General features: G+C 69.0%; 20 protein-coding genes and 1 riboswitch. Of the genes, 8 read left to right on the forward strand and 12 right to left on the reverse strand.

Annotated features, from left to right (window positions below):
- Positions 1–21: 21 nt before the first annotated feature.
- Together CQ042_RS02920 and CQ042_RS02925 are read left to right on the forward strand one after the other, a co-directional pair.
- A complete protein-coding gene (locus tag CQ042_RS02920) occupies positions 22–267 on the forward strand; it encodes a hypothetical protein (protein WP_105668737.1) in 246 nt (81 codons plus the stop codon).
- Positions 264–1,244 carry an SRPBCC domain-containing protein gene (locus CQ042_RS02925; protein ID WP_105668738.1) on the forward strand — a complete coding sequence of 327 codons (981 nt, stop codon included), beginning with the start codon at positions 264–266 and terminating at the stop codon, positions 1,242–1,244. Before CQ042_RS02920 ends, CQ042_RS02925 begins: the two co-directional genes overlap by 4 nt.
- A 68-nt stretch (positions 1,245–1,312) precedes the next feature.
- Here the strand turns inward: CQ042_RS02925 and CQ042_RS20655 are convergent, their stop codons facing one another.
- The 3 genes from CQ042_RS20655 to CQ042_RS02935 all read right to left on the reverse strand — a co-directional run bounded on the left by CQ042_RS20655 (position 1,313) and on the right by CQ042_RS02935 (position 3,810).
- Positions 1,313–1,447, reverse strand: a complete 135-nt coding sequence (locus CQ042_RS20655; RefSeq protein ID WP_017829963.1) for a hypothetical protein — start codon at positions 1,445–1,447, stop codon at positions 1,313–1,315.
- Positions 1,448–1,538: 91 nt separating this feature from the next.
- Positions 1,539–2,123, reverse strand: coding sequence for a hypothetical protein (locus CQ042_RS02930; protein WP_105668739.1), 585 nt, complete (start codon positions 2,121–2,123; stop codon positions 1,539–1,541).
- On the reverse strand, positions 2,101–3,810 hold the full coding sequence (locus CQ042_RS02935; protein WP_258131984.1) for a ubiquinol-cytochrome c reductase cytochrome b subunit: 1,710 nt from the start codon (positions 3,808–3,810) through the stop codon (positions 2,101–2,103). Before CQ042_RS02935 ends, CQ042_RS02930 begins: the two co-directional genes overlap by 23 nt.
- 179 nt (positions 3,811–3,989) lie before the next feature.
- Positions 3,990–4,055, reverse strand: a riboswitch (guanidine-III (ykkC-III) riboswitch).
- Between the two features lie 140 nt (positions 4,056–4,195).
- Here CQ042_RS02935 and CQ042_RS02940 point away from each other — a divergent pair.
- Complete coding sequence (locus tag CQ042_RS02940) at positions 4,196–4,480, forward strand: hypothetical protein (RefSeq protein WP_105668740.1); 285 nt, start codon at positions 4,196–4,198, stop codon at positions 4,478–4,480.
- 141 nt (positions 4,481–4,621) lie between these two features.
- Positions 4,622–5,773, forward strand: coding sequence for a calcium:proton antiporter (locus CQ042_RS02945; RefSeq protein ID WP_105668741.1), 1,152 nt, complete (start codon positions 4,622–4,624; stop codon positions 5,771–5,773).
- 84 nt (positions 5,774–5,857) lie between these two features.
- Here the strand turns inward: CQ042_RS02945 and CQ042_RS02950 are convergent, their stop codons facing one another.
- The 8 genes from CQ042_RS02950 to CQ042_RS20660 all read right to left on the reverse strand — a co-directional run bounded on the left by CQ042_RS02950 (position 5,858) and on the right by CQ042_RS20660 (position 19,930).
- Positions 5,858–6,652, reverse strand: a complete 795-nt coding sequence (locus CQ042_RS02950) for a sulfite exporter TauE/SafE family protein (RefSeq protein ID WP_258131985.1) — start codon at positions 6,650–6,652, stop codon at positions 5,858–5,860.
- 91 nt (positions 6,653–6,743) lie between these two features.
- Positions 6,744–7,883 carry an N-acetylglucosamine-6-phosphate deacetylase gene (gene nagA / locus CQ042_RS02955; protein WP_105668742.1) on the reverse strand — a complete coding sequence of 380 codons (1,140 nt, stop codon included), beginning with the start codon at positions 7,881–7,883 and terminating at the stop codon, positions 6,744–6,746.
- The gene (locus tag CQ042_RS02960) at positions 7,880–9,343 is read right to left on the reverse strand and encodes a glycoside hydrolase family 3 protein (protein WP_105668743.1); all 1,464 of its coding nucleotides are present in this window, start codon (positions 9,341–9,343) and stop codon (positions 7,880–7,882) included. Before CQ042_RS02960 ends, nagA begins: the two co-directional genes overlap by 4 nt.
- A 26-nt stretch (positions 9,344–9,369) precedes the next feature.
- Complete coding sequence (locus CQ042_RS02965; RefSeq protein WP_219844797.1) at positions 9,370–10,209, reverse strand: carbohydrate ABC transporter permease; 840 nt, start codon at positions 10,207–10,209, stop codon at positions 9,370–9,372.
- On the reverse strand, positions 10,206–11,174 hold the full coding sequence (locus CQ042_RS02970) for a carbohydrate ABC transporter permease (RefSeq protein WP_105668744.1): 969 nt from the start codon (positions 11,172–11,174) through the stop codon (positions 10,206–10,208). Before CQ042_RS02970 ends, CQ042_RS02965 begins: the two co-directional genes overlap by 4 nt.
- A gap of 13 nt (positions 11,175–11,187) precedes the next feature.
- Positions 11,188–12,483, reverse strand: coding sequence for an extracellular solute-binding protein (locus CQ042_RS02975; protein WP_105668745.1), 1,296 nt, complete (start codon positions 12,481–12,483; stop codon positions 11,188–11,190).
- Between the two features lie 42 nt (positions 12,484–12,525).
- Complete coding sequence (locus CQ042_RS02980) at positions 12,526–13,719, reverse strand: ROK family transcriptional regulator (RefSeq protein ID WP_105668746.1); 1,194 nt, start codon at positions 13,717–13,719, stop codon at positions 12,526–12,528.
- A gap of 223 nt (positions 13,720–13,942) precedes the next feature.
- Positions 13,943–19,930: a DUF5979 domain-containing protein gene (locus CQ042_RS20660; RefSeq protein WP_105668747.1), complete on the reverse strand. Its 5,988-nt coding sequence runs from the start codon at positions 19,928–19,930 to the stop codon at positions 13,943–13,945.
- Between the two features lie 251 nt (positions 19,931–20,181).
- Here CQ042_RS20660 and CQ042_RS02990 point away from each other — a divergent pair, with 251 nt between their 5' ends.
- The 4 genes from CQ042_RS02990 to CQ042_RS03005 all read left to right on the forward strand — a co-directional run bounded on the left by CQ042_RS02990 (position 20,182) and on the right by CQ042_RS03005 (position 22,337).
- Positions 20,182–20,679, forward strand: a complete 498-nt coding sequence (locus CQ042_RS02990) for a MarR family winged helix-turn-helix transcriptional regulator (protein ID WP_105668748.1) — start codon at positions 20,182–20,184, stop codon at positions 20,677–20,679.
- Positions 20,676–21,479 carry an SDR family oxidoreductase gene (locus CQ042_RS02995; RefSeq protein WP_105668749.1) on the forward strand — a complete coding sequence of 268 codons (804 nt, stop codon included), beginning with the start codon at positions 20,676–20,678 and terminating at the stop codon, positions 21,477–21,479. Before CQ042_RS02990 ends, CQ042_RS02995 begins: the two co-directional genes overlap by 4 nt.
- Positions 21,480–21,771: 292 nt before the next feature.
- Entirely contained in the window at positions 21,772–22,038 is a 267-nt protein-coding gene (locus CQ042_RS03000; RefSeq protein WP_105668750.1) for a hypothetical protein, read from the forward strand.
- Entirely contained in the window at positions 22,035–22,337 is a 303-nt protein-coding gene (locus CQ042_RS03005) for a hypothetical protein (protein ID WP_105668751.1), read from the forward strand. Before CQ042_RS03000 ends, CQ042_RS03005 begins: the two co-directional genes overlap by 4 nt.
- A gap of 30 nt (positions 22,338–22,367) precedes the next feature.
- On the opposite strand, the gene secA2 is transcribed toward CQ042_RS03005, so the two are convergent.
- Positions 22,368–24,644 carry an accessory Sec system translocase SecA2 gene (gene secA2, locus CQ042_RS03010; protein WP_105668752.1) on the reverse strand — a complete coding sequence of 759 codons (2,277 nt, stop codon included), beginning with the start codon at positions 24,642–24,644 and terminating at the stop codon, positions 22,368–22,370.
- Between the last annotated feature and the right edge of the window lie 121 nt (positions 24,645–24,765).

Genomic DNA, 24,765 nt, shown 5'->3' on the forward strand with positions numbered 1-24,765 from the left:
CAAGCAACGTAGGTTGACAGCATGGAATCCCTCGATGTCGCGCAGATCGCCGCAGATACGACCGATCCGCGCGCAGGGCTGCGGGCGGTCGCGTCCCTGCGCACCCTCGCCGACGCCCTCGAACTTCGCCAGGTCGAAGCCGCTCTGCGGTCCGGCATGAGCTGGCAGGCGATCGCCGACGCCCTGGGCGTCACCAGACAGGCGGTGCACAAGAAGCACGCGAAGCGGGTCGATCCGTCCATCGCCGTCCCCCGGAGGAACTCATGAGCAGATTCACCCACGCCGCTGCCACGATGCACACCCTGTCGCTGGCCTCGATGGAGGAAGCCTCCCGCTTCGGCGTCCGCGACGCCGATATCGATCACCTGCTCCTCGCCCTCACCATCGACCCCGACACCGGCGGGCAGATCCTGCGCGGCATGGGCGCCGGCCTCGACACGGCCCGCGCCGCCGTCGCGACGCAGCACGCGGCTCAGCTCGAGCTCGTCGGCATCGCCTCCGACACGGACAGCCCCCGACGCATCGTGTTCCACGAGACCTCGGGATACGAATGGACCGATCGAGCACTCGCCGTCTGGAAGGAAGCAACGAGCGGGGAGCGGAGCGGCGACTCCGCAGCCGTGCTGCGCGCACTCCTCGACGAACCGAGCGGGCTCATCGACGAGATCCTGCGACGACTCGACATCGACCCCACGACTCTCGCCGCGCGGCTGGACGAGGTACAGCGACTCCGCCTCTCTCCCCCGGCGACACCCGAGACGACTGCGCTGTCCGGGACGCGCTCCTTCTTCGTCCCCGCGTCGCTCGAAGACGTCTGGGCCCTGCTGTCGTCTGCCGCGCGCATCCCCGAATGGGATCCGGCTGTGGGCATGATCGACGCGGACGATGACGAGATCGGGCCCTGGGAAGCCGAGTCGACGATCGCCACCCCCGACGGCAAGCCCCTGCGCGTGAAAGGCGAGTTCCGCCGACAGTGCGTCGAACGGGCGGAGTGCGAGAAGCCCTCCCTCGTCCGCTGGCGGTTCTCGTACCCGGATGCCGTGCGATCGAATCCGCGGGTGGTCGACTTCGAACTCGAACATGCGGCTGGCGGAATGCAAATCCGCGTGACCCTCACCTGGGATACGACGCGACGCCGTCGGGGACTTCGCGTCGTGCGCGTCCTCCTGAAACCGCTCCACCGCCTCCTCGTCTTCACCCAGCTGGCACAGATCGGGAGCGGCATCACCCGCGTCTTCCGTTGAGACCGCGCCGGGGTGCGGCGCGCGGGCGGGTGCGGCCCGCGGCGACGCACCCGCCCGCGGGGATCCGCTCAGCCCTTCGCGCCCTTGCGGGGCTTGATGAACTCGGCAGGTGCGTTCTTCTCCCGCTTCGCTGCTCGCTTCTCCTTGAGCGAGAGCTGCGGCGCCTTCTTGCTGTCGCGACCCTGGATGGACTTTCCGGACATGGTTACTCGCTTCCCCTTCGGTGGCTGGCGTAACCTCTGACCATAGCCCGGAACCACAGGAAGTCAAATTTCTGTCGGACCGGGAAAAAAATCACGACCGTCCGGCGTGGTCCATGCCCTGCAGGAGCGCGTATGCGCCCAGCGACGGGGCCGCGCCCGGGGCGGTTCCGGCCTCCTCGACGAGGAGGAGCACGTAGCCCGACTGCTGCGCCGCCCGGCCCCAATCCGGGGGGAGATCGGTCACCCGGTCGGCCAGAAGGATCGGGCGCGCGCCGATGCCTCGGAGATCGTGCACCGCCAGGATCCGATCCCCCTGAAAGGCGACGCCGACTCGTCCGACTGGAGCGAGTGGGCCGTCCAGAGGGGGCTCGAGGGTGCTCCAGCCCCGCTCTCGCAGGTGATCCGTCACCGCCTCGGTATCGCCGTCCGGCAGCCGGAAGAGCATCGCGGCGACAGGATCGTCGCTCCGATCCAGCACCAGGAAGGTACATGCCGCTCGCGGAATGGATGCCTGATTCCTGCGCGCTCGACGAACGGCCATGACGCCGACGGCGACGACGAAGGCCCCGAATGCGCCCTGGAATCCTCCGATGACGAACCCGAGCACGACGCCGGAGACACAGAGCCCGAACGCCGCACTCGGACGCCAGCGATCAGTCCTCTCGACGGTCGGCATTCCCGCTGTCCACCACATCGGTCATCGACGCCGCCTCGACCTCATCCGGGGCGTGTGCGCGGTGCGCGTCTGCCGCCTCCACCTCGGCCTGCGTGAGCGGCGCGAGGCGGTCTTCGAAGAACCAGCGGGAGATCGAGGAGCGGAGGTTCTCCGTCCACGGGATGCGTCCCTTGGCGTTCGGTCGCACCACGAGAGGCTCATAGCTCTCGACGTCGATGAGCTTCCAACGGTCGTACTCGTCGACCGGCTGGTGCACCTCGACGAATTCGCCACCGGGGAGCCGCACGATGCGTCCCGATTCGAATCCGTGCAGCACGATCTCGCGGTCCTTCTTCTGCAGCGCGAGGCAGATGCGCTTGGTGACGAAGTAGCCGAGGATCGGGCCCAGGACGAGCAGGGCCTGCAGCGTGTGGATGACGCCTTCCATCGTGAGCATGAAGTGCGTCGCGATGAGGTCGGACGACGCCGCCGCCCACAGGACCGCGTAGAAGATCATTCCGGCGACGCCGATGGCGGTGCGGGTGGCGGCGTTGCGAGGGCGCTCCGCGATGTGGTGCTCGCGCTTGTCGCCCGTGACCCAGGCCTCGAGGAACGGATAGATCGCGACCGTGACGATGAACAGTCCCATCACCGCGACCGGGACGATGATCCCGAACGACCACGTCCGTTCGAACATCACGACGTCCCAGTTGGGCGGCGCGAGGCGCAGGGCGCCGTCGGCGAAACCGATGTACCAGTCCGGCTGTGTGCCCGCCGAGATCGGCGAGGGGTCGTACGGGCCGTAGATCCAGAACGGCAGGATCTGGAAGAAGGTGCCCAGCAGCACGATCACCCCGAACACGATGAAGAAGAAGCCGCCCATCTTCGCCGCGTAGACGGGCATCATCGGGTAGCCGACCACGTTGTCGTTCGTGCGGCCGGGGCCGGCGAACTGCGTGTGCTTGTTGATGATCATCAGCATCAGGTGCACCACGATGAGCGCGATGACGAGCATCGGCAGGATGAGGATGTGCAGCGTGTAGAGCCGGCCGACGATGTCGGTGCCGGGGAACTCGCCGCCGAACAGCATGAACGAGGTCCATGTGCCGATCAGGGGGAGGCCCTTGATCATGCCGTCGATGATGCGCAGGCCGTTGCCCGAGAGCAGGTCGTCGGGGAGCGAGTAGCCGGTGAAGCCCTCGGCCATCGCCAGGATGAACAGGATGAAGCCGATCACCCAGTTCAGCTCGCGCGGCTTGCGGAACGCACCCGTGAAGAACACCCGGAGCATGTGCAGGCCGATGCCTGCCACGAACACGAGTGCCGCCCAGTGGTGGATCTGCCGCACCAGGAGCCCACCACGGATGTCGAACGAGATGCGCAGCGCCGAGTCGAACGCCGCCGTCATCTCCATCCCGCGCATCGGTGCATAGGCACCCGTGTAGTGAGTGGGCACCATCGAGGCCTGGAAGAAGAACGTCAGGAAGGTTCCGGAGATGAACACCACGACGAAGCTCCACAGAGCGATCTCGCCGAGCATGAAGGACCAGTGGTCGGGGAAGACCTTGCGGCTCAGCTCCTTGAGGAGCCCGGAGACGCTGGTGCGCTCATCGATGTAGTTCGACGCGGCGCCGACGAAGCGCCCGCCGAGGGGTGGCTGCGCCTTCTTCGGTGCCGTCTGGTCGAGAGTCGGGGACTCACGGGACATGGTGCGATCCTCTTCGGTCGTGGGGGGCCAGGGAGTGCTCGGGGTGCAGGCGCAGACGCGCGCATCGCCGCAGAGCGCCGGAGGACGGCGGCCGCGACGCGCGAAGAGGAGACGTCCCCGCCGGACGGCGGAGAGGATGCGAGGCGTTTCCACACGCACAGGGCAACACGAGACGACCTTCTGGTCAGTCTTGTCGCTTTGCGGGTACTGCGCCCTCGTCCGCAGGTTCGTGAGGTGAACCTGCCGCCAAGCTACCAGAGAACGTCGGTATGTGCGGAGCCGGCGAGACGTCGCCGGCGTTTGCTACCCTGGAAAGGCAGGATGACGACGGAGGACGACCTCCGACAGCGAGACAGACCGGGGACGACCCCGACAGGAGTCTCCCGTGAACCGAACATCCACCTGGCCCCTCTGGGTCGTGTCCCGTGAAGCACGACCCGCCCGCGCCACGCTCGCACTCTGCATCGTCTCGTTCTCGATGGTCGGCGCCGCCGCGCTCTCCGTCGGCATCCGGGGGATCTGGCTCGAGCTGGTCCTCTCAGCGGGATTCCTCATCTGGGCGACCGGGCAGTGGGCCTGCGTCGAACGCCGTCATCGCCGTGAATCGGCATTCCGACGTGACGTCGAGCGCGACATCCACGTGCTCTCCCACCCCTCCGCTCCGGAGTGACCTCACCGCAGTCGATCCCGCGGACATCCGCCCCCATCGACCGCGTACCATCAGATGCAGTGCGCTGACACAGCGCTGCGGCCGGGACGACCCGGTCGTGGTTATCATTCGGGGACGGCCCCACCTCGAAGGAGTCCGGCGATGTCACGCACGGAACTGAAGCAGCTGATCGGCGTCACGGACATCGTCCGCGTCGTCCTGGGATGGGGCGCCTTCGCGGCTCTCCTCCTCCTCCACCCGGTGCTGGCGGCCCCCGTGCCCGGCCCGGTCCTCATCATCGCGCTCTCGGCGATCATCGCGGTGATCCTCGTCGCCGCGTTCGGCGTCGTGAAGCAGGCCGAGGCTCTCGCACATCGGCTCGGCGACCCCTACGGCTCGCTCGTGCTGACCCTGTCGATCGTGCTCATCGAGGTCATCCTGATCTCCGCGGTCATGCTCGGTCCGGGTGAGCACGCGACCATCGCCCGCGACTCGGTCATGGCGGTCGCGATGATCATCATGAACCTCGTCATCGGTCTCGCGCTCCTCCTCGGCGGACTCCGCCATCGCGGCATGGCCCACAACCGCACCGGCACCTCGGCGTATCTGTCGATGCTGGTCGTGCTCGTCGCGCTCGCGTTCGCCCTCCCCGCCCTGATCGGCACGGACGGCTCGTACACGACGGCGCAGGAGATCCCGATCATCATCCTCACCCTCGTGCTGTACGCCTTCTTCCTGTACCGACAGATGGGCGCGCAGGCGAGCGACTTCACCGAGGTCGACCCCCGTCTGCTGCAGAGTCCGCAGCGCCAGGAGAAGGTCGAGGACACCGGGGGGATCCGTCAGGTTCTCACCGAGCACCGCACCGAGGTCCTCGTCCGTCTCGCGCTGCTGGTGGTCACCGTGATCCCCATCGTGCTCCTGTCGCACGACATGGCCGCGCTGCTCGACGACGGGCTCGGTCGCCTCGGCGCGCCCGTCGCCCTCGCAGGCGTGGTCATCGCGGGCATCGTGTTCCTGCCGGAGTCGATCACCGCGGTGCGCGCCGCTCTCGGCGGCGAAGCCCAGCGCGTGAACAACCTCGGCCTCGGAGCCCTGGTGTCCACCGTCGGCCTGACCATTCCTGCTGTCCTGATCATCGGCATGTTCACCGGCCAGACCGTGGTCCTCGCAGAATCGCCGGCGAACCTGCTGATGCTGGGCGTGACACTGCTGTTGTCGGTGACGACATTCGCCGCGAAGCGGGTGACCGCCATGCACGGCGCCGCGCATCTGGTGACGTTCGCGGTCTACGTCATCGTGCTCTTCCGTTGAGCTCGGCTCGGCGGGATCTCGTCTCGATCCCGCCGAGCCGTCCTCGCCTTCACGCGTCCGGGCTGCGGGAACCGCGGCCCCCCGTCACCGTGAGCGGCGCCCTCGCACAGCCTTGATCGCCATCTGCGTCGCGATGACCACGAGGAACACCGCGAACAGGGCATTGGCCGTGCCCGGGTCGACGAGTGTGGCGAACCACGCACCGAGCGCGGTGGTCGTGCAGGCTGCCGCACCGATGATCACCGCCGGCACGAGCTCCACATTCCCGGTCCGCAGGTTGCCGAACGTCCCGGACAGCGCGGCCGGGATCATCATCAGCAGGGACGTGCCCTTGGCGGTGAGGTCGCTGGCGCCGAACACGAACATCAGGAAGGGGACGACGATGATGCCCCCGCCGACGCCGATGAGCCCGGAGACCACTCCCGTGCCCAGGCCGAGACCCACCAGTGCGAGTGCGTTCAGCCATCCGATCTCGAAGACCGCGTCGCGCGACGGCACGAGCAGGAACAGACTCACGATGACCGCGAGGAGGAAGCCGACGAAGCCCCATCGCAGCACCGTCTGCGACACCTTCGGAAGCAGTCGTGCGCCGATCTGCGCACCGACGATGGCCCCCGCGGCGAGGATGACCGCGGGCACCCAGGCGACCTGGCCGAGCGTCGCATAGGAGATGACACCGATGCCGGCGGTCGGCACGATGGCCGCCAGAGAGGTGCCGGCGGCCCGCCGCTGATCGAACCCCGCGAGCAGCACCAGCAGCGGGACGATGACCGCCCCGCCTCCGACACCGAACATCCCCGACAGCAGTCCCGCCGCCAGTCCGATGCCGACGAACGCGACGTAGGCGCGGGGCTCCCGATGCTGCGCAGACTCAGGCACATCGATCTCCTTCTCCCGCCGAGCGGGTGTGATGCCGCGCTCCACCGGGACGCGACGAAAGCACGGCCGACGAAAGGGCGGCCGGCGGCGGTCAGCCGACAGTCGACAGGAGTCGGCCACCGTGCACGACGGCGGTGACACGGAGCTCCGGATCCAGGGCGACGACGTCGGCACGAGCCCCGACCCGGAGCGCCCCGCGATCGGCGAGGCCGACCAGCGCCGAGGCGTTGGTCGACGACAGCCGCACCGCATCTTCGGCGGACGTGCCGAGCCGGATCATCCTGGCGTGCGCCGCGGCGAGCCGCAGCGTGGAACCCGCCAGCGTCGGCGTTCCCCGCAGAGAGACCCGGCCGTCACGCACCGTGACGAGGCGATCGGGGAAATCGTGGTCTCCGTCGCTCAGCCCCGCCGCCGCCGACGCATCCGTGACGAGGATTCCGCGCGAAGGTCCGACGGCCGACACGGCGAAGGAGAGGACGGTGTCGTGCAGATGGTGCCCGTCGGCGATGAGTTCGATACGGACCCGGGGATCCGTCAGCGCCGCCCCCACGAGACCCGGGTGACGATGGTCCAGAGGCGGCATCGCGTTGAAGGCATGGGTGACGAGGCGCGCCCCGGCATCGATCCCGGCGACTCCCTCGTCGAACGTCGCGTCACTGTGCCCGAGTGCGAATATGACTCGATCGGCATATGTCGCGATGAGCTCGGTCGCCCGCGGCAGCTCCGGGGCGATGGTCATGATGACCGGGAGCCCGCCCACCCGTTCGAGGAGCTCATCGAGAAGCTCTGCCGACGGAAGCTGCAGCGCCGACTCCTGCTGCGCCCCTCTGCGCCGGGCGGAGAGGAACGGTCCTTCGAAGTGCACACCCACGATGTTCGGGGCTTCTCCGGCCCGAACCACGGCGAGGATGTCGTCGGCCGCCCGGAGCATCGCCTCGGGCGGCATCGTCGCGATCGAGGCGAACATCGACGTCGTTCCCGCGGCGAGGTGCCCGCGTGCGACCACGGCGACGTCCTCCCGCGTGCCGGAGTACAGCGAGGCACCGTCACCGCCGTGGCAGTGCAGGTCGACGAATCCCGGGACGACCCAGCCGTCCCCCGCGTCGACGAGGGCGGGCCCCGACGGCGGGTCGCCCCGTCCGATCTCCACGATGGCACCGCCGTCGGTGCGGAGCCACCCGTCGACGATTCCGTCGGGGGTCACGACGTGCCGTGCGCGAATGACGCTCATCGCCCGAGGAGCACCTCCGCGGCCGCGCGAGCGCAGGCGCGCGACGAGCCGTAGCTGCGGACCCAGGCACGGAAGTCGGAGTAGTCGTCATGCTGCACACCCATGTCCAGGACGATCGCGTCGGGGCGCTTCGCCCTGATCGCGGCGATCACGGGTTCCTGCCAGTCGAAGCGATGGGGGCTGCGCAGCAGGAGGACGAGAGTGCCGTCGTCGCCGTACTCCTCCGCGAACTCCGACAGCGCGCCGGAGAGCATCTGCTCGCCGGCATACGTGTCGGCGGAGAGGCGGATGGTCTCGACGTTGCGGCCGGCTTCGAGGAGGAAGCGCTCCACGTCGCCCTCGGCCCGTCCTGCCGCGGGGGACGCGACCGGATCGAGACGCACGATGAGGATGTTCTCCGTGGTCACCGCGGCATCTCCGCCGACCGAGATCACCTCGCGTGCGAGCTGCTCGCCGTATGCGGCGTCCGGCTCGTCGACATCCCCCTCACGAGACCCCATGCGGGCCAGACGGTCGTTCGCCTCCTCCAGCCGCTCGACGCTCAGGCGTCCGTCGTCGACGGCACCGGAGATCGCGGCGACGACCGTGTCGACGTCTTCCCCGAACGACCACGACCCCAGGCACAGGGCATCCGCACCCGCGGCGAGCGCGAGCACGGCCGCATCGCCGATCTGCGCGTAGTCCCGCACCCCGCGCATCTCGAGCGCATCCGTGATGATCACGCCATCGAACCGCAGTTCGTCGCGCAGCAGGCCCGTCATGACCGGGCGGCTGATGGATGCCGGGAGCTCGTCGATCTGCGACAGACGCACATGCGACACCATGATGCTGTCGACCTCGGCGTCGATCGCCGCGCGGAACGGGTCGAGGTAGTGCTCGATGAGATCCTCACGCGACAGGTCGACCTGGGGCGTGCCCAGGTGCGCGTCGGTTCCGCTGAGCCCGTGCCCGGGGAAGTGCTTGGCGCAGGCGCTGACACCGGTCGACTGCAGTCCACGCACCCAGGCGGCCGCGTGCCGGCTCACCTGCGCACGGTCTGCACCGAAGGTGCGGATGCCGTTCGGGCTGAACGGGTTGACGGCGACGTCGACGGCCGGGGCGAGGTCCCAGTCGATGCCCGCCTGACGCAACGACAGGCCGATCTGCCGTGCGGCACGCCAGGTGGTCTCCTCGTCGTCGAGGGCGCCGAGCGCGTAGTTGCCCGGCACCGAGATCCCGCCGGCGTTCTCGAGTCGGGTGACGTCTCCTCCCTCCTCGTCCGTCGCCAGGTGCAGGCGCGGATTCTCGGCCCGCATGGCGGCGGTGAGCTCACGCACCTGCGTGGCGGAGACGATGTCGCGTCCGTAGACGACGAACCCTCCGAGACCCGCAGCGATGCGGGGAGCTGCCCACCGGGGGAGACGGGTGCGCCCGACGCCGGGGAAGAGGACGCCGTGGGCGAGGCGGGCGATGTCGGTCATGGATGGAGCTCCTTGAGAGAAGAGGGTCAGCCCTTGACGGCGCCGCTGGTCATCCCGGCGACGAGTCGACGCTGCACGAGCAGGAAGAAGATGAGCACGGGGATCGAGAAGATGGCGGAGGCGGCGATCATGGCGCCGTAGTCGACACCCTCCGACGTCTGGAACGAGACGAGCCAGACCGGCAGGGTGTAGTTCTCCTGGGAGCGCATGATCACGTACGCGAAGAGATAGTCGTCCCAGGCGTTGATGAAGGCGAAGATCGATGTGGCGACCACACCGGGGGCGAGCAGGGGCAGCACGACACGGATGAAGGCGCCGAAGCGGCTGAGCCCGTCGACCATCGCCGCTTCCTCGAGTTCGACCGGGATCCCCTCCACGAAGCCGCGCAGAGTCCAGATCGCGAACGGCAGCACGAAGGTGAGGTAGGTGAGCACGAGGCCGGGGAGGTAGTCGAGCGCGCCGACCTGACGGAGCATGAGGTACAGCGGGATCACCATCGCCGACCCCGGGATCATCTGCACGAGCACGAGCACGACCAGCAGCACCTTGCGGCCGATGAACGAGAACCGCGCACTGGCGAACGATGCGCCGAGAGCGACGGCCATCGACAGCACGACCGTCGCGAGGGACACGACGAGCGAGTTGCGGAAGAACACCCAGAAGTTCGACGACTCCAGCGCCCGCGCGAAGTTGTCGACGCTGATCGGCCAGGGGAAGAACTGCGGCGTCTGGCTCATGATGCTGCCGGGCTCTTTGAATGCCGTGTTGAACATCCAGTAGACGGGGAAGATCATCACCACGGCGACGACGACCGCGATCGTGTTCGCGACGGCACGACGCCGACTCATGTATCCGCTGCGGCTCATCGGACATCCACCTGCTTCACTTGGCGTCGGACGTAGAACACCGCGAACGCGGCGAGCAGGCCCACGGTGATCATCGAGATCGCGGCACCTCCGCCGTAGTCGTTCGCGCTGAAGGCTGTGGTGTACGAGTACACCGCGAGGGTGGTGGTCTGCCCGGACGGCCCACCCTGGGTGAGCACCCAGAACGGCGTGAACGAGTTGACCGACCAGATGACCTCGAGCACGATGAGGATCGCCAGCACGGGGCGCATCATCGGGATCGTGATGTGGCGGACCGTGTCGACCGCGTTCGCGCCGTCGAGCCCCGCTGCCTCGTACATCGACGAGGGGATCTGCCCGAGTGCCGCGTACATGGTCAGCACGACGAACGGCAGACCCTTCCAGACGATCAGCAGGGTGATCAGGGCGAGGGCCTGCACCGGGTCGGAGAACCAGTCGTGCGCACGCAGGTCGCCGAAGACGCCCACCTGGGTGAGCATCCAGTTCACGACCCCGTACTGCGGCTGGAAGAGCCACTGCCAGATCAGCGCGGCGGCGACCATCGGCATGGCCCACACGAGCACGAGACAGATCGTGAGCGTGAGACGCGCCCAGCCGGACACGCGGAGCAGCAGCTGGGCGAGCAGGAACCCGATCACCATGAGCAGCGAGACGCACAGCAGGGTGACGGCGAACGTGCGCCACAGCACCATCCAGAACTCGGGGTCGCCGAGCACCTCGACGTAGTTGTCGAGGAAGACGAAGGGGGACTCGCCGGTGAACAGCGAGCGGGAGTCGTACTTCTGGAAACTCAGCACCGCCAGGCGGACGATCGGGTAGCCGAGGATCACGAGCAGCACGATCGCCGCGGGGGCGATCATCAGGTACGGCAGTGCGGAGTCGCGTCCCCTGCGGCGTCGGGCCGGGCCGACCCCGCCCGGTCGCGGGGACCGGACGGGATCGGGGGCTGGTGCGAGTTTCGTCATGCTCTCTTCTTCGTCAGTCGCCGTACGCGTTGAGCGTCTTGGTGACGTAGGTGTCGTAGTCGGCTGCGGCCTTCTCGAGATCTGCTCCGCCGACGATCGAGGCGAAGAACTGCTCGTTGTAGCGCTCACTCTCCAGGGTCGACTGCCCGGGGCTCGCCGGCAGCGACTTGTTGCTCTTGGCCGCCTCGCTCGCGATCAGCATGTGCTCCGGCATGTCCTCCGGCGTGAACGCGGGCGAGATCGGGATGAGGTTGAGCTCGGAGCCGAAGCGCGCCTGCATGTCCGCGCCCGTGATGATGCGCAGATAGTCCTTCGCCGCCTCGGGGAACTTCGTGTCGGCGGCGATGCCGATCGTGGAGCCGGCGACGATCACGGGCAGGGGCTCGTCGGCAGTGTAGCCGGGCATGATGAAGTAGCCGATGTTCCCCTCCATCTCCGGGTTCTTCTCGACGACGGCCGCCGGCTCCCAGCCGCGCACGTACGCCATGGCCGCCTGGCCGTCGGCGAAGATCTGCGTCTGATCCGGGTTGTTGGTGTTCACGCCGACCGATGACGGGGTCGAGCACGTGTTCTGGAAGTCCTTGAACGCGGTGAGGCCCTCGACCGCCTTCGCCGAGCTCATGGTGGCCGTCCACTCGCCGTCCTTCTGCACGGCCACGTCGCCGCCGGCTCCGAAGATGAACGGCACTCCGGCGAAGTAGTACTGCCCCGGCATGTAGAAGCCGGAGAAGTTGTCGGTGGCGGCGTTCGCGGTCGCGAGCGTGCCGCAGACGGCCATCAGCTCGTCGAGCGTCTCGGGGGGCGCGCTGATGCCCGCGTCGGCGAACATCTGCTTGTTGTACATGACGACCTTGGTGCCGCCGTACAGGGGCGTCGCATAGAGACGGCCGTCCAGCGTGGAGGGGTCGGCGAGACCCGCGAGCCAGGTGTCCGACTCCTCGAAGGACGCCTTGTCGTCGGTGATGTCGAGCAGCCCGCCCGAATACGTCTGCAGCGGGGTCTGCGTGTTGCCCATCTCGACGATGTCGGGGCCGTTCCCCGACGCGAGCGCGGTCGTGAGCTTGGTCGCGATGTTGTCCCACTGCTGGATCTCGACCTTGACGTCCATGTCGGGGTACTTCTTCTCGAAGGCCGCATTCACGTCTTCGATGATCGGCTTGTCGCCGGGACCGCCGGTCATCATCCAGACGGTGAGTGTGCCGCTGGTGGCACCGGCCTCCGGCGCCTCCGTCGCGCCGCTGCATCCGGCGAGCACCAGGGGGGCGATGATCGCTCCCGCGGCGAGGCCTGCGAGTCGGGTGGATTTCATGGTCGTTCTCCGTTTCGTCGTTGAGGGGGAAGACAGCGACGGCTATGCCGTCGTGGGGGATGAGGCGAGCGCCTGGATGATCCGTTCGCGTTCGACCTGCACGAGGGTCGCGTGTTCGGTGAGGACCCCCACCGAGGTGTGCAGCTGACTGAGCGCGGCCGCCATGGCTCCGAGCAGGCCCGCAGCCCCGCCGAGTTCGCTGCGGCGGATTCGGGTGTCGACGTTGATCATGTCGATCACCTCGGTGTGCAGCCGGTCGAGGATGTCGTCGTCGAACGCGTCGGCGAAGCCGCCCGCGATCACGATCGTCGCGGGCTCGTAGGCGAGTGTGACCAGCGACACGAGATGGAGCAGCGCCTCGTGGACCTCACCGAGGATCCCGGCGTGCCGCTCCGGGTCTGCGAAGAGGTCTTCTGCCGTGGCGATGTCGGCACCGCGTGCCTTCGCGTAGGCGGCGAGGCCCGCTCCGGACACGAGGTCGCGCAGACGTTCGGCTCGGCCGGGGATGCGCAGTCGGCCGAACTCGCCGAGGGCGCCGTCGGGCCCGGCCAGTACCCGTCCTTCGCGCGCCGCCGCCGTGCCGAGGCCGGTGCCGAGTGCGAGGAGGACGGCGGAGCCCGAGCCGTCGAGAGATCCGCAGACCAGTTCGCCGTAGAGCGCGAGGTTGGAGTCGTTGTCGATGTGGACCGGCACGTCGAAGGCGTCTTCGACGGCCTGCACGAACTCCGAACCCAGCATCTGCGGGAGGTTGTGTGCGCCGAGGATGCGCTTGCGATCGCCGGACACGGCACCGGGCACCCCCAGCGCGACGGAGCCGAGGGGGATCCCCTGACCGTGCTCTTCGACGAGTTCGGTGACGCGAGCGGCGAGCCAGTCGGCGAAGTCGGCGGCGCCCAGTTCGCGAGGGGTCTTGAACCGACCGCGGATGATGGCGTTGCCCAGCGCGTCCGCCACGGCGATGCGGCAGTTCGTGCCGCCCAGATCGATGCCCGCGATGAGCATGGCCGAAGGGTTGAGACGCACGGTGGTCGCCGGACGGCCGGGGCCTGTCTTCAGCGGCGCGCTGCGCTCCAGGAGGAGCTGCGACGCGATCAGATCGTCGACGACCCGGAACACGGTCGCTCGGCTGAGTCCGGTGCTCTCGGCCAGCTGCGTGCGCTCGAGTTCGGCGCCGGCGAGGAGCTCGGCAAGCACGCGGCTGCGGTTCGACGCGCGGAGGGACGGGGCCTTGGTCACATTTACTCTCAGACTGAATTTAATTAGGACGCGGCTTACTGTACATGAGCGGAAGGCCGACGCAAAGCGCCGTTTTCCCCCTCGTCTCAGCACGTCGGGAACATGCTCGCCATCAGGGATTAATTGCTCTCGGACCTGGTGCCCGCAAGAGGGGAGCAGGCGGACGGACGCAGCGAGGGCACGGGGGAGCCCCCGTGCCCTCGCCGCCGTCAGGTCGTCGCGGTTAGCCCGTGACTCCTCGTCGACGACGGATCAGGAGCCCGCCCGCCAGCAGGAGGAGCGCGCCGAGTGCGGTGAACACCGACACGGCGGAACCGTCCAATCCCGTCGCCGGCAATCCGCCCCCGCCCTGGCCGTCCGGATCAGGATCCGGACCGGGACCCGGATCCGGCGGGAGCACCGGGTACACGTTCGTGATCGAGGCCGTCTGGGTCGTCGGCGGTTCGGCACCGGGCGTGGCAGGAGTGGTGATCGTCACGACCTGACCGTCCGCGAGCCTCGAGCCCTCGCCATAGGTCCCGACCGGGCCGCGCTCGGAGACCGCACAGGTCGACCCCAGCGGCAGACCGTCGAGGCGTGCCCGCAGGTCGCTCTGCGTCGAGACGCTGAGGACGCCGTCCGCCGGCAGCACCAGGGGAACGCCCGCGACCGTGCACTCCAGTTGGAAGTCGAAGGCGTCGGGTGCTCGTCCCTCGTCGCCGACCACGACCTTCTGCACGGCGAGGTCGCCGTCGAGGAGCGTGACGCCGGCCTGCACCGGGGCCACGGAATACTCGCGTCCGCCGGCATCCGTCCCCACGGCACCCATCTGGTTCCATGCGAAGCCGCCGGCATCGGGCACCGTGATCGGAGCGAGGTCCGGATACGCGGCCGATTCCGGGACGTTCTGCGTCTCGTAGTGCAGGGAGAGCACCTGTCCCGGTGCGAACGACCCGGCGTCGGTCGCCGTGAAGTCGATGGTGACGCGGATCCCGGTGACCTCCTCCCACGCTCCGCTGTAGGAGAGCACGGGAGTCCAGGTCGCGGTGGTGTCGCACAGCAGGTCGTCGAACCACGCCGAGGTGGGCCCCGTTCCCACGCAGGGTGACGCGGACGTCGTAACGTCGAGCGTCAGCGTCGCCCCGGCAGGCAGCACGTTCGCCGACAGCGACTCCGGGAGGAGCACCGGGTCGAAGGTGCTGTTGCGCGCTGCGCCGGTCGCGAGCAGCCGGTCCCCGATCCGCGGTAGCGGGTCGACGAGCGACACGGTCTCGAACCCGACCGTGCCGCTGTTGACGACGGACAGCCTCCAGTCGTCGGTCGCTCCCACCGCGGTGTAGGCGGCGCACGGCGTGCGGGTGTATCCGTCGGGGTCCAGCGGGCAGGCGGCGTCGGGGTTGTTCAGGTTGACCTGGCCGTCGACGAGGTCGCCGTCGATCTCGCCCTTGACGTACTTGTACGCCGCGAGGGCGCCACCGGGCGAGGGCTGCACGTAGTTCGTCGTACCGCACTCGTCGGCGGCGAGGTCGGGAACCGTGCCCTCGCCGTTCCCCGACGTGTTGGTGCAAGCGGTGAGATCCTCCGCGGTGTTCACGACGAACGTGTTGGTCGTGAACTGGTCGAGGGAGAGGCCCGGGGCGAGCACCAGGTTCACGGTGATCGTGAAGACCTCACCGGGAGACATCCGGTCCCCGCCCTCGGGCCAGGTGAACGTGACGTTCTTTCCGGTGTCGTCGATCAGCGCCGACACGTCCGTGGAGAGGGTCCCGCCCGCGGAGGTCTGATACGTCGGCGGGGAGAAGTCCCAGTCGAGGTACTCCGGCAGGGTGTCGACGAGCTGATCGATCGTGACGTAACCGGTCCCGGTGTTCGTGAACTGCAGCGTCCAGGGCAGGCTGGCGCCGATGGAGACGACGTGACTCGTCCCGGGCTGCGACTTCACGACATCCAGCTGATGCGTGCCGGGGTCGATCGCCAGAGTGGCGTCGCCCTCGTCATCCGCCGGCGCATACAGGCCGTCGAGTCGCGCGCTCACCGCGGTCGCCGTGTTCGGCAGCGTGGACGGCAGCGCGAGCGGGGTGCCGTCACGCTGCGTCGTCAGCACGACCACGTCGAAGGCGAGCTGCGCGGTCCAGTCGTCCGGGGGATCGTTCCGGGAGAAGACCTCGCCGGCCGCGTTCCGGAACACCGCCCTGATGCCGACGACGCTCGCGGGATCGACGCCGGCGGGGAGCGCGGCCGTCGCCCCGAACGCCCCCTCGACCCACGTCGAGCCGACGAGCACGTCGATGCGCACCTGGTCCGCGCCGGCGGGCAGCACGGCGTTCAGCGCCGGATCCGGTGCGAGCTGCGCCGCGTTCCAGAAGCCGGTGTCGGCGTCGGTGATGGTCACCTGCTGCGTCGCCACGGTCGACGCACCATCCGTCGCATCCAGCGTCACGGTGACCGGGTCGGCCAGCTCGGTCTCGAGGACGGCATCCGGATCGATGGTCTTCGCGAGCGTCACGTCGAGCAGGGCACTGATCAGCACGACGGTGTCGGCTGCCGTGTCGTTGGGAGTGGATGCCGAACCCGACGGCGTGAGGACCGGGTCGTACGACTGCGCGATGACGTCGTTGGAGACGGTGCCCGGTTCCACGAGCTGATCCGCGTCCGAGCGCTCGTACTGACGCACGCGTGTGTCGATCTGCACACCGACGTCGGCGCCGGCACGGATGCTGCCGCCCTCCGTCGCGGGATCGATGCCGTGGAACACGGCGCTCACGCCCACGACCGTCGTCAGGTCACCCGCGGCGAGCGCGGACGCGGCCGTCAGGGACAGCGTGCGCGTGGTGAGGGCTCCTCCCGCCGCACGATCCCAGAGGGTCACGGTCGAGGCGTCGGGATCGACCTGGTCGGCGGGGTAGGTGAAGGCGAGGGACAGCACGTCGAGCCGCTCGTAGGGATTCGTCGCCGGATCGTAGGCCGCGCCGTCGAACGGGTCGTCGGCCCAGGCGTCCGCGGCACTCACGCACTGATCGGCCGCGCCGGCCGCGCACGGGATCGGGTCGGTCACCCGCAGGTAGGAGGCGCGCGCCGTGCTGTCGTTCCTGGCCTCGATGTCGAAGGCCACGGTGGGATAGTTCGCCGGATCCACGTCGGCCGACTCGGGGATCGTCACGGTCGCCGGGGTCACGGTCTTGTCCACCGAGACGCCGGGGAGCTGGTCGATCAGTGTGATGGCGTCCTGCTCGGTGTCGCTGCCGGTCCCCGCCGTCGACGTCCAGTCGCCACGGAGGCTGTTCCACACGACCGCGGGATCGTCGCCGTTGTAGATCTCGTCGGCGCTGACCCAGCGATCGGTCGTCGCGCTGTCGTCGCGGACGACGTTGCGCAGCTCCCAGGTGAGGAATGTCGGCCGGTACTGCCCGACCGCCGAGGTCGCCAGCCCGGAGCCGGGTTCGGGCCTCGTCGGGTCCGTGCTCGCGGCCCGCGCGGCATCGTCCGGCGCATAGACGAGTCGCACACCGGTCGTGCCCGCGGTCTGCTCGGCGGAGAGCGTGTACCCGATGAACCCGTCCGCCCCCATCCACGAGCCGCCCGGCGGGGCGATCGGCGCCCACGTGCCGTCGACGAACAGCCAGACCTCGGTGATGTCGTCCCAGGCCAGGAGGGGATCGTCGGCGAGGGTGATCGGATCGATGCTCAGCAGATCGAATGCCTGGAACACGGTGTCCGCTGCGCCGGCGGGGTCGGTGTCGGGCGCAGTGGCCGGGTCGGTCAGGACGAGCGAGCTGATCCCCGGAGTCCCCGTCCGCCACTCGTTGCGCGTCGAGACGACGGCTCCGGACTGCGCATCGATGAATTCGACGTCGGTGGTCTTGTCGCTGCTGGAGACCCAGCGCTTGTTCGCGTCGATGCCGGCCCCCTCGCCCGTCGCCGGGGTCTGCACGCCGATCGTGTCCTGGTCGGTCACGACGTCGCTGTCGATGCCGTCGGGAAGACCGTCGACCTCGCCGTGACTCTGCGCGGACGCCTCGTTCTCGTACACGGTGGGCTGCTGCGCGGACTGATCGTCTTCGGGGTCATCGCGCGGGTCCGTGGGGCCCGACCCGTCACGCAGGTCGGACCTCGCCTCGAAGACGAGGTTCGGTTCGACGCTGAAGCCCTGCGGGAATCCGTCGGGGTTGTCGAACGTGAACCGGATGCCGGTGACGTCCGAGGGAGTGTCCGGCGGTGTCAGCGCGGCCGCGAACTGCGCCCGGCTCATCTGGAACACCTGAGCCTCCGCACCGGTGCTGACCGTGGAGAGCGTCACCCAGGTCCCGTCTTCCCGCTGGTACTCGACGGTCGCCGTGGTGTTCGGCGGAACCTGCGTCGGGGCGATCGCCACGATGTCGAACGCGTTCCAGAAATCGTTGCCGGGACTCGGCTGCCGCCAGGTGTCCTCCACGACGATCTGCGTCGGATCGACCTGCGCGACGCCGGTCTCGGTCGTCGCGGTCAGACTCGCGACCACGCCGTTCCCCGGTTCGACCGCCCCTCCCGGGGTGATCCGCTTGTCGAGGGAGACACCGATCTGCGGGAAGTAGACGGCGATGTCGTCGGAGGCGGCGTCATCGGCGCTGCCCACGTCGTTCGTCGCCGTCACGTCGACCGTGTTCGTGCGCTGATGCGTCGGCACCTCGGTGCTCACCAGGGAGAGACTCGGTTCGATCGCGACGTCGATCGTCGCCACGGTGTTCGCGGGCATCTCACCGGTGAACTCGATCACGAAACCCGTGACCGTCCCGGGCGGCGGCGCCGGTGACGAGGAGTCCGCGAAGGCGACGGGAGCCTGCGGGACCCCGTCGATGTACCAGGTGATCGTTCCCGCTGTCGCTCCGGCGGGGTAGTCGATACCGGACGGGAATCCGCCGAACACCATGTCCGCGTCGAAGAAGTCGAGGTCGGAGATCGTGAGGGTCTCGACCGGCCCGTTCGAGGTGTTGGTCGCGGTGAGTTGAGCCATGGCTTCTCCGCCGGCCGCGAGTTCGGCGGGGGTGATGGTCTTCCCCGCGAGCACGTCGACCGTCAGCGCACCGATCTCATACGGCGCCGTGGCGTCGTCGTTCGCCGTCGCGCCCCCGGGGGCGTTCACGGTCGAGGTGATGCTGTTGGTGACGGTGTCACCCGTCGCGAGTGTGCTGTCGTCATTCCGGTCCGTCGCCCGCTGCGCCACGGTGAAGCCCGTCGAGGCGGAGGCATCGGCGGCGATCGTGCCTCCCGAGTACGTGAGCCGGATGCCGCCGACATCCGCGGCGTCGACCCCGGCAGGCAGGGCGGGAGCGGCCCCCGGCGTTCCGGCCTGCCAGCTCCACGTCCCCGAGCCTTCGTCATAGACGTAGGCGTCGACCTGGACCGTGGTGGCATCCGGCGGCAGCGTCGTCGCCCCGAACCCCGCGAAGTCGACGATGCGGAACGGGTTGTCGGCTCCCAGAGTCGTCGCCCCGTCCGCGGCACTCGTCGGCTCCTGGATCACGAGCGAGGTCCCGCCGATGTTCGACTGGTTCTGCGCGCCGATCGTGATCGCCGACGTCTCACCGGGATCGAACTGCTGGGACGCGGGCGTCCAGCCCTTGCTCGCCTCGACGCCGATCACGGTGTCGACGGTGACGACGGCGTCCGCGGTGTCGGTGATCTGCGCGGGGACGTCTCCGGGCCCGTTGTCCCAGTTCGCCGTCGCCGTGTTCGTCACGGTGTCGCCGTTGTACTGCCAGTCCGCCGGCAGGTCGAGCGGCGCCCGCAGGACCAGGCTCAGTTTCAGGGTTCCCCCCGCTTCCAGTCCGATCCCGCCGTCCACCGGCTGCTGGAAGACGACCTGGAAGGTGCAGTCGTCCGTGACCTCGACGGGCACGCCGCCCTCCTCCACGCATCCGGTCGAGGTGACCGTGAGCGGCAGGTCGGAAGGGGTGTACGACGAGCCGACGAACTCGAACCCGGCGAACTCGGCCGGGAGCGTGTCGGTCAGCACGACGTTGAGGCAGTCCACGTCGTCGCAGACCAGGTCGACCGTGTAGGTGAATTCATCGCCGGGCCCCAGGGCGTCCTGCGTCTCCAGACCGTCGACGCGCTTGTCGATGCGGAGCGACGACTCGGCTGCCTGTGCGGCCTGCGGGACGACGATGCCGGTTCCGACCAGCGCGAAGATCGCGAGGAGAGAGAGGAGGAACCTGCGCAACCGGTGCTCGGAGGCGGATGACGTCGTGGGCATGGTGCTCGTTTCGTGGGGAAGCCCGCAGGGGCAACGAAGGAGTGCTGGCCGCCGACGCCGTCTTCGATGGATCAGTGGTGAGGCTGGGCCGGTGACCACGTGTTCATGTTCTGTGGAGTATAGGAGCGCAGGAGGGGGAGGATCTAGGGCATGTGCCGCACTCCTCACCCAGCCCGGGTGAGGAGGCGAAAGCGGTATCACGAGTTTGCACGAACAGTTGCCGCAAGCAACTGACGGGCTACCATAGAGGCATGCAGGCCCAAGAAGACATCGAGGCCATCCGCGACGCCCTCGTTCACGTGGTCGCCGAGTGGACGCAAGGCGACCTGCAGGTCCGTGTCGCCGAGAGCATCCGCAGCCCTCTCGATGCCGGCGAGGTCCGCTCCCTCTACCTGCTCGGCATGAGCGGCGGATCACTCGGATTCGGGGAGCTCGCCGAGCGCGGAGCGCTGTCGCGTCCGACGACGTCGAAGCTCGTCTCGCGCATGTCGGCGCGAGGCCTCTTCGACCGGGTGCGTTCGGGACGTACGGTCGAGGTCCGGCTGACCGAGGCAGGCGTCGAAGCCTACGCGCGACTCGTCGCCGCCGGGCAGCAGATGGTCGGCGGCGCTCTCACCGACTGGACGCCCGAGGAGATCACCCGGTTCCAGTCGCAACTCACCCGCTTCGTCGCCGCCCTGCCCCGGGCGACGCTCTCGACCGCTCGCCGGTCGCCATCCGCCCCCGTCTCACCCCAGGAGGAAACATGACCCGCACCTACGTCGTCACCGGTTCGGCATCCGGCATCGGAGCCGCCACCGCCGAACTTCTTCGCACCCAGGGACACAGCGTGATCGGCGTCGATCTCGCCGGCGTGGAGGTCGCCGGCGACCTGTCGACGCCCGAGGGCCGCATCGCCGCCGCGGAGGCGGTGCGCGCGGAGACCGACGGCGGCATCGACGCGATCATCGCGTGCGCGGGCATCGCCGCGCCGATCGCCAAGACCATGGCCATCAACTACTTCGGCGTCACCGACTTCCTGACCGCGCTGCTGCCGACCCTGCGGCTGGCGGACCAGCCGCGCGCGGCCGTCGTGTCGTCGATGGCCTCGTTGCAGCCGGTGTCCGCCGAGCTCGTCGATGCCGCCCTGGCCGGTGACGAGCCCCTGGCGCTGCGGATCGGCGACCAGCTCGCGGCCACGCCGGAGGCGGGGTTCCTGAACTACTCGTCGAGCAAGCGGGCACTCTCCCGCTGGGTGCGCAGAGCGTCCGTGTCCGAGGCGTGGGCCGGCGCCGGCATCCCCCTCAATGCGGTGGCTCCCGGCACGGTCACGACGGCCATGACCGCCGGTCTGCTCGCGAGCGCCGAGGGTCTGGCGCAGGTCGATGCCGCCGTGCCGATGCCGCTGAACTACCACCAGCCGGCATCCTCGATCGCCGAGCTGCTCGTGTGGCTGACGAGCCCGGTCAACACCCATATGGCCGGCCAGACCATCTACTGCGACGGCGGGGCGGATGCCGTTCTCCGCGGCGACGACATCTGGTCCTGGAACGACGCTCCGCACGCCTGACGCGCACGACGGCGAAGGCCCGGTCCCCGGAGGATCGGGCCTTCTTCCTCCCCCGGGGCGCGTCCGTTATTTTGAATGACTCAAAACAACGTGATACTGTCGGAGGGAACCGGACGGCCCGATCGTCTTTCCCTCCGTCGACAGCCGACAGCTCTCAGGGAAGGTGCCTGGCCGGCAGAACGCGCGCCGTTCATCGGGGGCATACCGCCCCGAGGCGTGTTCTGCGCGCCCAGACGCGAACACGGATGCACCCGCATCCGACGGTGCCCGGAGACAGAGGAAGGAACCACTGATGGAGGAGAACCGAACCGGCTGGAAGCCGAACCCGGTGTTCAGCTCGATGCCGCACTCGATGGGCCGAGGCTCGCGCGAGGACATCGTGTGGGAGGCTCTCGACCGCGTGAGCGGCAAGCCGGCTCCGACGATGGGCGACGTGCAGGCGGCCATGGGCAACGAGGCGCAGATCCGCCTCGTGCACGACGTCATCCGGGCCTACCTCGACACGCACGACCTCCGCGACCTCCGCGATCTGGCTGCGCGCGCCGGTGGCGCCTCATGAGGGCGCGGTCAGGCCGGCCCGAGCTGACCCTGCACGTCCAGCCCGTCGAGCTGTGCCGCACGCCGCCGAGGTCGCGCAGGGACGATCAGTTCGTCGCCCAGCTCGGCTCGGTCGCCCTCGGCAGCACCTCGTACCTCGTCGGACGAGAGGGCCAGAGCGTTCCCGAGTGGATCGTGCTGGACTACGCCACCGGCGGTCATGAGCGGATCTGGCGTCGGACACGGCCCCATGCGGACGGCGTGCTCGCGTACGCCCTCGTCGAGGACGACTCCTCGAACGGATACGTCACCGTCGCCTGAGACGATCCGCACGGCGCCCGTGCCGCGTCGTCAGCGCCCCTTCCGCCGTCCCGCCCACATCGCGCGAAGCGAGTCGGCCGCCCGGGAGGCCGCATCACCGAGCGGATCGTCGCTGACCATGTAGGTCCAGGTCGCGGAGGGCCGGCGCTGACGTGCCGCGGCGAGCGCGGCAGCGACGTCGACCGCTCCGGTGGCGGAGATCAGCCGCCGTGCGTCGGCGTAGGCACGATCGAAGAAGCCGTCGAACTCCGCGAGCGCCAGGCGGTGGAACTCATCCAGCGGATTCTGGCCGCCGAGCGCGCGCAGGTGGATGCCGTCGCGCACCGACTGCAGCATCTGGAGGTGCTCGCACCACACGTCGTCCAGGCTGAGGAGGGCGATCTCGCGCACCGCGTCCGTCACGGCGGGGTCGTCAGCCTCGAGACCCGGGATGTCCCCCATCCGCTCCCCCAGGAGATCGTCCGAGGTCGAGATGGTCCGCCGCTCTGCGAGGACGGTCTGGCGCTGCCTCGTGATCGCGCGGTTGTATCCCCACGTCGCACGATGCGCGTCGGCACGCAGAGCCTCGGAGATGTCCTGAGCAATGCGCACGATGCGCTGGCGGGCTCTGTCCGTGAGCGCGGCGGGGGAGTCGATCTGCGCGCGGATCGTCCTGGTCGCCGTCGTCACGATCAGATCGTCGTGGAGACTGCAGATGCGCACGGAGACACCAGGGTCGCCCTGCCTGCCGGCGCGTCCGCGCAGCTGCGCATCCAGCCGACGCGACGGATAGAGCCCGACCTGGATCACGGCGAGGCCGCCCCGCGCGGCGACGGCATCGTGGTCGGCGGCATCCGCACCGCCGAGGAGGATGTCGGTTCCACGTCCCGACATCTGCGTGGAGATGGTGACGGCGTCCCGCTCACCGGCCCGCGCCACGGTCTGCGCCTCGGTCTCGTCGTTCTTGGCGTTGAGCACCCGCAGTTCCAAGCCGCGGGCGGTGAGCTTCGCCGCAACGGCCTCCGAGTCCGCGATGCTCTGCGTGCCGACGAGAACCGGCTGACCGAGGCCATGTCGGCGCTCCACCTCTGCGGCCACCGCGGCGAACACCTCATCCTCCGTGTCGAGGAGGAGGTCGGGCTCGTCCACGCGGGCCTGGGGGAGACGTCGTTCCACCCGACCGCACGGTACCTCGTAGAACTCGATGAGTTCATCCGCAACGGCCAGCATGGTCCCGCTCATGCCGGTGAGCGAGGGGTACTGCAGAAGCAGGTCCTGCACGGTCAGCGTGTCGAGGATGACGCCGGAGCCGCTGGCCTGCAGCCCCTCCTTCGCCTCCACCGCCGCATGCAGCCCGTCGGGCCATCGTTGGCCGTCGGCGATGCGTCCGCGGCTCGTGTTCACGAGTCGGAGCTCCCCGTCCTCGATCACGTAGTCGACGTCCCGGTGCATCAGCACCCGCGCGTGCAGCGCGAGGTTGAGCGCGGTGAGGGTGGGGATGTGCGCGGAGGCGTAGAGGTTCACGCCTCCCAGCCTGGCCTCGAGGGTGTCGAGCGCCTCGTCGGTGAAGCCGACGGTTGCTCCCTCGGCGTCGATGACGTAGTCGGCGCCTTCTGTCATGTTCCGGACGAAGGCGGCGGCCTGCGCCGTGTCACCCTCGTCGTGCGGCGTGCTCCCCGCGAGAACGAGAGGGACGATCGCCTCGTCGATCATCACGGCGTCGGCCTCGTCGACGATGGCCACGTCCATCCTCGGGTCCACCCTGTCGTCGTCACGGACGCAGAACCGATCGCGGAGCACGTCGTAGCCGACCTCGCTGACACTCGCATACGTGACTTCCGCACGATACGCCGCGCGCCGCTCCTCGGTGGTGCTGGCTTCCCCGACGGCCGCGACCTGTATGCCGAGCGCGGCATACAGCGGGCGCATCCACTCCGCGTCTCGCCTGGCGAGGTAGTCGTTGACCGAGATGACGTGCACGGAGCGCCCGGCGAGCGCATGCCCTGCTGCCGCGAGCGCGCCGGCGAGCGTCTTGCCCTCGCCGGTGTCCATCTCCACCGCGAACCCGTCGAGCATCGCAGCGGCAGCGCGCAGCTGCTCACGGAACGGGACGACCCCGAGGCCCCGGCTCGAGGCGTCCGCGGCGAGAGCGAGCGCTTCCGGGCGGGTGCCGTCGAACGCCTGTGCGCGGTGCAGGAACTCCGGCGACGAGAGGGACGCGAGGTCCGGCAGCAGCGAGAGCGCGGCGACCACCGACGGCTCGATCCCGGTGAACGAGACCGTCCCCGGCATGCCCACCGCCCGGCGCAACCACTTCGGCGTCTGCATCTGATCTCCTGTCGCCCGTGGATCCCGCTCGGCCGTGACCGCGCGCGATTCGGAGCCCGTCGTTACGCGCGCTTTCGGGGATCGAGAACGGGCGCCGCGATCCCCACCTTCGCACACCTCC

The sequence above is a fragment of the Microbacterium sp. MYb62 genome (assembly GCF_002979475.1).
Classification (GTDB): domain Bacteria; phylum Actinomycetota; class Actinomycetes; order Actinomycetales; family Microbacteriaceae; genus Microbacterium.

What these genes read in the sequence shown, in the direction of transcription:
- CQ042_RS02920 (WP_105668737.1), top strand. Translation starts at nt 22, where the DNA reads ATGGAATCCCTCGATGTCGCGCAGATCGCCGCAGATACGACCGATCCG.
- CQ042_RS02925 (WP_105668738.1), top strand. Translation starts at nt 264, where the DNA reads ATGAGCAGATTCACCCACGCCGCTGCCACGATGCACACCCTGTCGCTG.
- CQ042_RS20655 (WP_017829963.1), bottom strand. Translation starts at nt 1,447, where the DNA reads ATGTCCGGAAAGTCCATCCAGGGTCGCGACAGCAAGAAGGCGCCGCAG.
- CQ042_RS02930 (WP_105668739.1), bottom strand. Translation starts at nt 2,123, where the DNA reads ATGCCGACCGTCGAGAGGACTGATCGCTGGCGTCCGAGTGCGGCGTTC.
- CQ042_RS02935 (WP_258131984.1), bottom strand. Translation starts at nt 3,810, where the DNA reads ATGTCCCGTGAGTCCCCGACTCTCGACCAGACGGCACCGAAGAAGGCG.
- CQ042_RS02945 (WP_105668741.1), top strand. Translation starts at nt 4,622, where the DNA reads ATGTCACGCACGGAACTGAAGCAGCTGATCGGCGTCACGGACATCGTC.
- nagA (WP_105668742.1), bottom strand. Translation starts at nt 7,883, where the DNA reads ATGAGCGTCATTCGCGCACGGCACGTCGTGACCCCCGACGGAATCGTC.
- CQ042_RS02960 (WP_105668743.1), bottom strand. Translation starts at nt 9,343, where the DNA reads ATGACCGACATCGCCCGCCTCGCCCACGGCGTCCTCTTCCCCGGCGTC.
- CQ042_RS02965 (WP_219844797.1), bottom strand. Translation starts at nt 10,209, where the DNA reads ATGAGCCGCAGCGGATACATGAGTCGGCGTCGTGCCGTCGCGAACACG.
- CQ042_RS02970 (WP_105668744.1), bottom strand. Translation starts at nt 11,174, where the DNA reads ATGACGAAACTCGCACCAGCCCCCGATCCCGTCCGGTCCCCGCGACCG.
- CQ042_RS02975 (WP_105668745.1), bottom strand. Translation starts at nt 12,483, where the DNA reads ATGAAATCCACCCGACTCGCAGGCCTCGCCGCGGGAGCGATCATCGCC.
- CQ042_RS20660 (WP_105668747.1), bottom strand. Translation starts at nt 19,930, where the DNA reads ATGCCCACGACGTCATCCGCCTCCGAGCACCGGTTGCGCAGGTTCCTC.
- CQ042_RS02990 (WP_105668748.1), top strand. Translation starts at nt 20,182, where the DNA reads ATGCAGGCCCAAGAAGACATCGAGGCCATCCGCGACGCCCTCGTTCAC.
- CQ042_RS02995 (WP_105668749.1), top strand. Translation starts at nt 20,676, where the DNA reads ATGACCCGCACCTACGTCGTCACCGGTTCGGCATCCGGCATCGGAGCC.
- CQ042_RS03000 (WP_105668750.1), top strand. Translation starts at nt 21,772, where the DNA reads ATGGAGGAGAACCGAACCGGCTGGAAGCCGAACCCGGTGTTCAGCTCG.
- CQ042_RS03005 (WP_105668751.1), top strand. Translation starts at nt 22,035, where the DNA reads ATGAGGGCGCGGTCAGGCCGGCCCGAGCTGACCCTGCACGTCCAGCCC.
- secA2 (WP_105668752.1), bottom strand. Translation starts at nt 24,644, where the DNA reads ATGCAGACGCCGAAGTGGTTGCGCCGGGCGGTGGGCATGCCGGGGACG.